This is a genomic window from Thiemannella venezuelensis, from assembly GCF_014203605.1.
Taxonomy (GTDB): domain Bacteria; phylum Actinomycetota; class Actinomycetes; order Streptosporangiales; family Streptosporangiaceae; genus Planomonospora_A; species Planomonospora_A venezuelensis.
This window is the reverse complement of record NZ_JACHJJ010000028.1, coordinates 101,817-109,303: the sequence shown is the minus strand read 5'-3', so window position 1 is coordinate 109,303 and position 7,487 is coordinate 101,817. Positions and strand designations below refer to the sequence as shown.

At 72.7% G+C, this 7,487-nt stretch carries 7 protein-coding genes; 3 read left to right on the top strand and 4 right to left on the bottom strand.

The window, feature by feature from the left end; translation table 11 throughout:
- Positions 1-153: 153 nt before the first annotated feature.
- Together FHS22_RS31305 and FHS22_RS31300 are read right to left on the bottom strand one after the other, a co-directional pair.
- Positions 154-453 carry a winged helix-turn-helix transcriptional regulator gene (locus FHS22_RS31305; protein WP_184947730.1) on the bottom strand — a complete coding sequence of 100 codons (300 nt, stop codon included), beginning with the start codon at positions 451-453 and terminating at the stop codon, positions 154-156.
- Entirely contained in the window at positions 450-854 is a 405-nt protein-coding gene (locus FHS22_RS31300; RefSeq protein WP_184947729.1) for a VOC family protein, read from the bottom strand. The genes FHS22_RS31305 and FHS22_RS31300 overlap by 4 nt, the downstream gene beginning before the upstream one ends.
- A 460-nt stretch (positions 855-1,314) precedes the next feature.
- Between FHS22_RS31300 and FHS22_RS31295 the strand changes: the two genes are divergently transcribed.
- Together FHS22_RS31295 and FHS22_RS31290 are read left to right on the top strand one after the other, a co-directional pair.
- The gene (locus tag FHS22_RS31295; protein WP_221474340.1) at positions 1,315-2,589 is read left to right on the top strand and encodes an MFS transporter; all 1,275 of its coding nucleotides are present in this window, start codon (positions 1,315-1,317) and stop codon (positions 2,587-2,589) included.
- 138 nt (positions 2,590-2,727) lie between these two features.
- Entirely contained in the window at positions 2,728-4,500 is a 1,773-nt protein-coding gene (locus FHS22_RS31290) for a hypothetical protein (RefSeq protein WP_184947725.1), read from the top strand.
- 61 nt (positions 4,501-4,561) lie between these two features.
- On the opposite strand, the gene FHS22_RS31285 is transcribed toward FHS22_RS31290, so the two are convergent.
- Both FHS22_RS31285 and FHS22_RS31280 read right to left on the bottom strand, forming a co-directional pair.
- The gene (locus tag FHS22_RS31285) at positions 4,562-5,572 is read right to left on the bottom strand and encodes a phosphotransferase family protein (protein ID WP_184947723.1); all 1,011 of its coding nucleotides are present in this window, start codon (positions 5,570-5,572) and stop codon (positions 4,562-4,564) included.
- A gap of 107 nt (positions 5,573-5,679) precedes the next feature.
- On the bottom strand, positions 5,680-6,870 hold the full coding sequence (locus FHS22_RS31280; RefSeq protein ID WP_184947721.1) for an acyl-CoA dehydrogenase family protein: 1,191 nt from the start codon (positions 6,868-6,870) through the stop codon (positions 5,680-5,682).
- Positions 6,871-6,922: 52 nt separating this feature from the next.
- On the opposite strand from FHS22_RS31280, the gene FHS22_RS31275 reads away from it, so the two are divergent.
- Positions 6,923-7,390 carry a DUF6285 domain-containing protein gene (locus FHS22_RS31275; RefSeq protein ID WP_221474339.1) on the top strand — a complete coding sequence of 156 codons (468 nt, stop codon included), beginning with the start codon at positions 6,923-6,925 and terminating at the stop codon, positions 7,388-7,390.
- Positions 7,391-7,487 lie beyond the last annotated feature (97 nt).

Genomic DNA, 7,487 nt, shown 5'->3' with positions numbered 1-7,487 from the left:
CGCCGATGGTACTGCACTCGGGAGGGTGTGGGAGAGTAGGTCGCCGCCGGACAATCTTTTCAGTGAGGGCCATCCTTCGGGGTGGCCCTTTCTGTGTTTCGGAGGGGGCCGTCCCGGAAGGGGACGGCCCCTTTCGTGTTTTCCGGTGGCGTGTTACCGCTGCTCTCCCTCGCCCCACCGGGTCAGGGCGTCGATGCTCTCCCGGAGCGCGGCCCCGCGTTCGGTGAGGGCGTATGCGAGCACGTTGTGCGCGAGCGGGACCCGGTACAGGATGTCTGCCGCGTGCAGTTCCCGCAGCCGGGTGGCGAGGATGTTCGTGGGTGCGCCGAGCTCGCGCTGGAGGTCGCCGTAGCGCTTGGCGCCGCCGAGGAGGCTGCGGACGATCAGGAGCGCCCAACGCTGGCCGACGAGTTCGAGCGCTGCGGCGAGGCCGTCCCTGTCGCCGGGCGTCACTTCGCGGACGGGCCGTCCGGGTCCGTCCAGAACGGCGCGAAGTGGTTGCCGTCCGGGTCTTCGAACTGCCGCTGGTACATGAAGCCGTAGTCATCCGTTCCGCCGAGTTTTGCGCCGGCGGCCTCCGCCTTCGCGACGAACGCGTCCACGTCGGCACGGGTCGGGAAGTCGAACGCGAAGGTGACCAGCGAGGTCGTCGCCGGGTCGCCGACCTGCTTGCTGCCGTCGCCGAGGCTCGCGTAGTAGTCGCGGCGGAGCGCCATCAGGTACAGGTCGTCATCGAGGATGAAGCACGCGGCGTTGTCGTCGGTGACGGCCTCGTTGATGCTCCAGCCGAGGGCGGTGAAGAACGCCTTGGAGCGTTCGAGATCGGCGACCGGGAAGTTCGCGAAGAAGTTCATGACTTGATACTTGCAAAATGCAAGTGGCCGGTCAAGGGGTCACCCGCAACGGCGTCAGCAGGCTGAGCGATTTTCTGGTGGCCTGCTCCCGGAGGCCGGTTCCCGGAAAGGTGTAGGGGTCTCGGGGCTTCGGAGCCTCGGGGGGGTGACGGGATCGGGGACCGTCCTGGTCCGTCATCCGGGGAGGGCGCCCCTGTCCGGGGGCGATGGCCGCCCGGGAGCGTGCCAGGCCCTCTGCGAGCGGCCTTTCCACTGTTCCGGAAGCGGCCGGGGCGGTCCGGCGCACCCTTTACAAACACGGCGGTGATCACCCAGGCTTGGGCTGGGCGACCTGGCGTCGCCCGCAGGGCGCGGCCGGAGCGTGCCGTACCACCCGCGACTGTCCGCCGATTCCGATTCCGATTCCGATTCCGGTTCTGGTTCCTCCGTCCTCCGTTCTCCGGGAGTCATGGTGTCCGTCTTGCATGGTCGGTGGCGGGTCTCGGTGGCCTTGGCGTACGCGGTCTTCGTGCTGGTGGGGATGAGCGCCGGGGTGGGCGGCGTACTGCTGCCCGCGCAGATCGACGATTACGGCGTGGACAAGACCACCATCGGGATCACCTTCTTCACCTTCTCCGCGGGCTTCATGCTCGCCGGAGCCACCGCCGGGTCGCTGGTGGACCGTCTCGGCACCCGGGCCGCGCTCGTCGCCGGCGGCGGCGCGTTCGTGCTGGCCGGGCTGTACACGGCCACCCGCCCGCCGTTCGTCGCGCTCGTGGCGGTGCAGGTGATGGCCGGATACGGGACCGGTGTGCTGGAGTCCGTGCTCAACGCCCACCTCACCCGGTTGCCGTCGGCCACGACCCTGCTCAACCACCTGCACGCGTTCTTCGGCGTCGGCGCGCTGCTCGGCCCGCTGCTGGCCGCCTGGATGCTGGGTTTCCTGCCCTGGACGGCCGTCTGGCTGGTGCTGGCCGTCCTGTGCCTGCCGCTGACGGCGGGCTTTCTGATGGCCTATCCGGGGAGCGGCGCCGCCGCAGGCCGTGCGGAGGGGAAGGAGCCGCAGTCCGGTGTGCCGGCGGCCCTCGACGAGCCTGGCGGTACCTCGGACGGCCCCGGCGGCGCCTCGGAGAAACCGGGGAAGGGCCTGCTGGCCGCCGCCCTCAGGATGCCCGGTGTGCTGCTGGCCTCGGTGTTCCTCGCCGTCTACGTCGGACTGGAGATCGGCGTGGGCAACTGGGGCTTCAGTTTCATGGTCGAGGAGTACGAGCAGCCGGATCTGGCGGCCGGGTACACCGTCAGCGGTTACTGGCTCGGGTTGACCCTGGGCCGGTTCCTGATCAGCCCGGTCGCCGCCAGGCTGGGGCTGACGGCGACCGGAATGGCCTTCGTGTGCCTGTTCGGCGTCACGGCGAGCGCCGCGCTGACCTGGATGGCGCCGGTGGCCATGGTGGCCGCCGCCGGGTTCGCACTGCTCGGTTTCTTCCTCGGACCGCTCTTCCCGACCGCGATGGTGGTGGTGCCGAGACTGACCGCGCCCCGGCTGGTGCCCACGGCCATCGGCGTTATGAACGGGGTGTCGGTCATCGGGGGCTCCGCGTTCCCCTGGCTGGCCGGAGCCGTCGCGCAGGGCGTCGGCGTGTGGACCCTGATGCCCTTCGCCCTGACTCTCGCCCTGCTGCAGCTCGTCATCTGGCGCCTGCTCGTCACCAGGATGACGGCGGAGGAGGACGCCCCGGCACCGAGTCTCGGCTGACACGGGTCCGCCCTCCGGAGACGGCGGATCGCGGCCCTTCGAAGTCGTGTCGGAGGTCATGGCGTCTGATCGGCGGGGCGGGACCGCCCGTTTCCCTGAGTCCGCCTGCGCGGCGGTGCCGCACTAAGATCGCATCCTGTGTTTTCGGATGGTTTCTGGCGGATTGCCAGGGTCGGATTAGTAGGTCTGGTTCTTGCTGCGGCGGTCGCGGGCCTGGTGCTCGGCGACGCCTGGCTCTGGGCGGCCGTCGAATGGTCGCCGCCGGTCTATGCGGAGTTCTACGCACCCGACGGGTTCGACACCCTGACGGTTGCGACACTGCTCGTGGCCGCCCTGGTGAAGGCCGCGTTCCTGTGGCTGATCCTGCGCGCCCCCGCGCCGGGGCCGCTGGACCGCCGGGCGAGGGCGCTGCGCCGGCTGCTGTATCTGGCGGTGGCGTACACCCTCGTGCTGTGGTATCCGATCGCGCTGCTCCCCGGCGCGGTGGACGCGGCGTTCCAGCTCGCGCTGTGGACCGCGATCGACGTCCTCTTCCTGCTCGTCATCCGCTGGCGGTCCCGCGTACTGCGCGCGGCGGCCGGAGCGATGTTCGCGGTCGAGCTGGCCGGGACGGCCAACGAGCTGCTCGACGAGCTCGACCTCCCGGAGCTCGGATCGGGCGGCATCGCCGAACCGGGCTTGATGCTGGGCGGAGTGGCGGCGATCATCCTCACGGTCGTCGGGCAGCGGCGCGACGGCCGGTGGAGCCGTGGCACGCTGGCCGCCGGGTGGTCGTCGGCGGGCGTCTACGTGCTGGGGATCCCGCTCGGCGCTCTCTTCGGAAGGATCTCCAGCGGCGATCTGGCGATGCTGGTCGCGGTGGACGCGGTGGGGCTCGTCAGCACCGTGTGGATCGCGGCGACCGCCCGCGAACTGCCCGCTGAGGACCGCCCGGCGGACCTTCCGCCCACGCGGCGCGTGGTCCGCGTCACGGTGGCGGCCGTGGCCGTACTGCCGGTCATCGCGCTGATCCACCCGGAGCGGACCCCGCACCTCACCTACAGCGGCTGGTCGGCGGACTGCTACGACCGGCCCGCCTTCGGCGACCTGAAGCCTGCGGAACGCGAGGCCGCGTTCCTGTGCCGGGCGCGGGACACAGCGAGCGGGGGCTCGTCCATGTTCCCGGACGACCTGTCGGACCAGGAGATCCTCGCCTACGGGCGGGCGCTGTGCCGTGCGAAGGAGCGCGGCGAGCAGGAGGCGATCCTGGCGCGGGCCGGGAGCGCGCGGCCCGCCTGGGGCGCGGACCCGTGGGACCTCGTCTACATCTGCCCGGAGATCGTCGGCGCGACCCACCCCGAGCTGCTGCGGTCGACCGCGGAGACGGAGGCGGCGAACACCGCCTTCGTCGCCGAGGAGAACGCGAAGTGCCGCGACCCGTGGCCCCGGAGGAAGGGTGCCGTCCAGGCCACGGCCAAATACTTCCTGTTCGCCGACGGCGATCACGGCTATCTGGTCCACGACCCCGGCGACGAAACGGTCGGCGAGGCGGCGGAGCAGGCGATCGACAAGCTCTACGACGACAACGCCCTCATCGGGGTGGCCGGCAGCGCGGTGCTCGTCGGGCACATCGAGGACGTCATCGATCTGTGCCTCACGGTGAAGGCCTTCCGCACCGCGCCGCCACGGCGGACGGCCGGATGGGACCAGGTCACCGAGGTGCCGGTCGTCAGCCGCAGCGGCCGGCTCACCGTGCCGGAGATGGACGGGGACGGCGTGGGCGCCGGTGCCCCGATACCGAACCTGGCGATCGCGGGGAAGGGCCGCTACCGGCTCCGCGTCCACGTGCGGGTCGACGACGCGGGAGAGGAGCAGCACCTGGTCGTCGTGTTCCCGGGTGCGTCGAGGAAGAGGCTCACGCTGAAGCCGTGAGCGGCGGCGGGGACGCGGGGGCGGCCGGAGCGGGAGCCATGCGACCGGCGGAGACCCCGGATCAGAGAACGCGCAGCAGGTCCCATTCGGTCTCGCAGACGCGGCGGCCGATCGCGGCGAGCTCCACCGACCGGGCGCCGCCGCCCAGGTGCCGCATGGCCTGCATGACGCAGATGATGCCCCACTTGAGCACGCCGAAGATCTCCCACCAGCGCAGCGCGTCCCGATCCACCCGGTATCCGCTCGCCTTCTCGTAGGCCTCGACGAGCTCGTCGTACTCACCGAACCCGCCGACCGGCAGCGGTGAGCCGAACCGCCACGACTTCACGCACAACCAGCCGAGGTCCTCCAGCGGGTCTCCCGCATGGGCCAGCTCCCAGTCCAGCACCGCCCTGACGCCGTCGGGTGCGATGATCAGGTTGCCGTTGCGGAAGTCGCCGTGCACGACGGTGGTCCGGTCGCCCGGGGGCCGGGAGGCGGCCAGGCGCCGGAGGGCGAGTTCGAAGACCGGGTGCGGTTGCCCGGTCAGGTCCAGGAGGTCGCGCCAGGCCGCCAGCGGGTCGTCCGGCGCGCTCTGCGGAGCGGGTACGGCCCGCGGACCGGATCCGGTCCGCGGGGACCGGGGATCCGGGGAGGCCTCGGGCGGCGCGGGCGTCCCGGGCAGGCAGGAGAGCGGCATGCGGTGGACCGCGGCGAGGATCTCCCCGCACCGGGCCGCCAGGCGGGGCCGTACCGCGGCGAACGCCTCGTCCCGGAGGATCCTGCGGGGGATCGTCTCCCCGGCCACCCGGGTCATCAGGATGTGCGCCTCGCCGGCCGACAGGATCCGGGGGACCGGGACGCCCTCCGCGGCGGCGGCCCGCATCAGCGCGGCCTCTCCGGCCAGCCCGATCCCCGCCCCCGGAGCGGAACCGGGCGAGTCGAGGCGCAGGATCAGCTCGTGGACGCCGCCGCCGGGGTCCACCGCGTCGAGCGCCCACGTCTCGCGGGACGCCCCGCCCGGAAGCCGGACCTCCGCCGCGACCGCCGTGCCCTCGCCGAGCGCGCCGGTGAGGATCTCTTCTCTGTCCATCGGGCCTCTCCGTCGTACCGTGTCCGCTCGCCGTCCCGCACGCCCCGTCCCCGGTACCCGGCGGACGGCCGGACCCGGCGGTCGCCCCGGCGCCGCGTGCCGGTCCCCTACCGCAGGCCGAACTCCCAGTTGCCGCCGGCGGCGTACTCGCCGAGGATCCGGCGGCCGACCGCGTCGATGTGCACCTCGTCGGGGCCGTCGTAGATGCGCCCGGCGCGGGCGTGCCGGTACATCCGGTCCAGCGGGGTGTCGGGCGTCAGGCCCGCGGCGCCGTACACCTGGACGGCCCGGTCGATCACGTTGTGCAGCATCCGCGCCCCGGCCACCTTGACGGCGCCGATCTCCACCCGCGCCTGCTCGCCCCGGTCGATCGCCCGGGCGGCGTGCAGGGTCAGCAGGCGGGCCGACTGGATCTCGGTGTAGGAGTCGAACACGTGCTGCCGCATCAGCTGCCGGTCCGCCAGCGGGCGGCCGAAGGAGCTGCGCTCGTGCAGGCGGCGGCACATCAGGTCGAAGGCCCGCTGGGCCTGGCCGAGCCAGCGCATGCAGTGGAAGATCCGGCCCGGGCCCAGCCTCCGCTGGGCGATGACGAACCCCTGGCCTCGCGGGCCGAGGAGGTTGGCGGCCGGGACGCGGACGTCCTCGTAGCGGACCTCGCAGTGGCCGCCGTCGAGGCCCAGCACCGGTGTGTCGCGGACGATCGTGTATCCGGGCGTGCCGGTCGGCACGAGGATCATCGAGAAGGCCAGGTGCGGCGGGGCGTCCGGCTCGGTGCGGCACATGACGGTCGTGTAGGCGGCCCGGTTCGCGCCGGTGGTGAACCACTTGTGCCCGTTGATCACCCACTCGTCGCCGTCCAGCACGGCCTCGGTGCGCAGCTGGGTGGGGTCGCTGCTGGAGACGGCGGGCTCGGTCATCGCGAAGCTCGGCCAGATCTCCGCCCGGACCAGCGGTTCGAGGAACCGCTCGCGCTGCTCGGGACCGGCGAACTCGTGGAGCATCAGCGAGTCCTGCAGCGTGAACGTGCCGAGCGCCAGCTGCCCGAACTCGCTGCGCCCCTGGACCTCGTTGACGTAGACGTAGTCGAGGAAGGGCAGGCCCCCGCCGCCCAGCTCGGCCGGGTGGCCCAGGGCCCACAGCCCCGCCTTCCTCGCCTCCTCCTGGAGCTCGACCAGGACCGCCGAGGCCTCGGGTCCGCCCCGGTGCAGGACGTCCTCGGCGGGCTCGACCCGCTCGGTCATGAACGCGTGGACGGCGTCGCGGAGCGGGCGCACGCTGTCGGGAACGGCGAAGGTCATGCGATGATCTCACCGGAGATTCGTTGCCCAGTCAACGGATAAGGAGTCCCTTATGTCGCACCCCAGGGCGCCGGAGGATCCGCGGACGCCGGACCGGCCGGAAGAGCCGTCGCCGCCCCCGGCCGGTCCCGGTCCCCACGGCGCCGCCTCCGCCGCTCCCGGTCCGGGCGTCTCCCCGCCCGTGCCCGCGGGCCCCCACGACGTCCCGTCGGCGGCCCGGCTCGTCGCCGCGGTCCGCGACTTCCTGGAGAGCGACGTGCTCCCCGCCGTCGAGGGCCGGGTCCGCTTCCACACCCGGGTCGCCGCCAACGTGCTCGGCATGGTCGAGCGGGAACTGGAGCTCGGCCCGGGGCAGGCGGCCGCGCACGCGGCCCGCCTCGGCGGGCTGGGCTTCGCCTCCGACGCCGAGCTCGCCGCCGCGGTCCGCGAGGGGCTGGACCACCCCGGTCTCGTCGCCGCTCTGACCGAGGCCGTTCGGGACAAGCTCGCGGTGGCGAACCCGGCCTACCTCGACGGCTGACGCGCGGAGGGCCCGTCCGGCCCGCGGTCCGCCTCTTCCGGTGCGGGCGCCCGCCGTGCCGCCGGTACGGCCCCGCATGCCGGTACGGCTCGCGCCG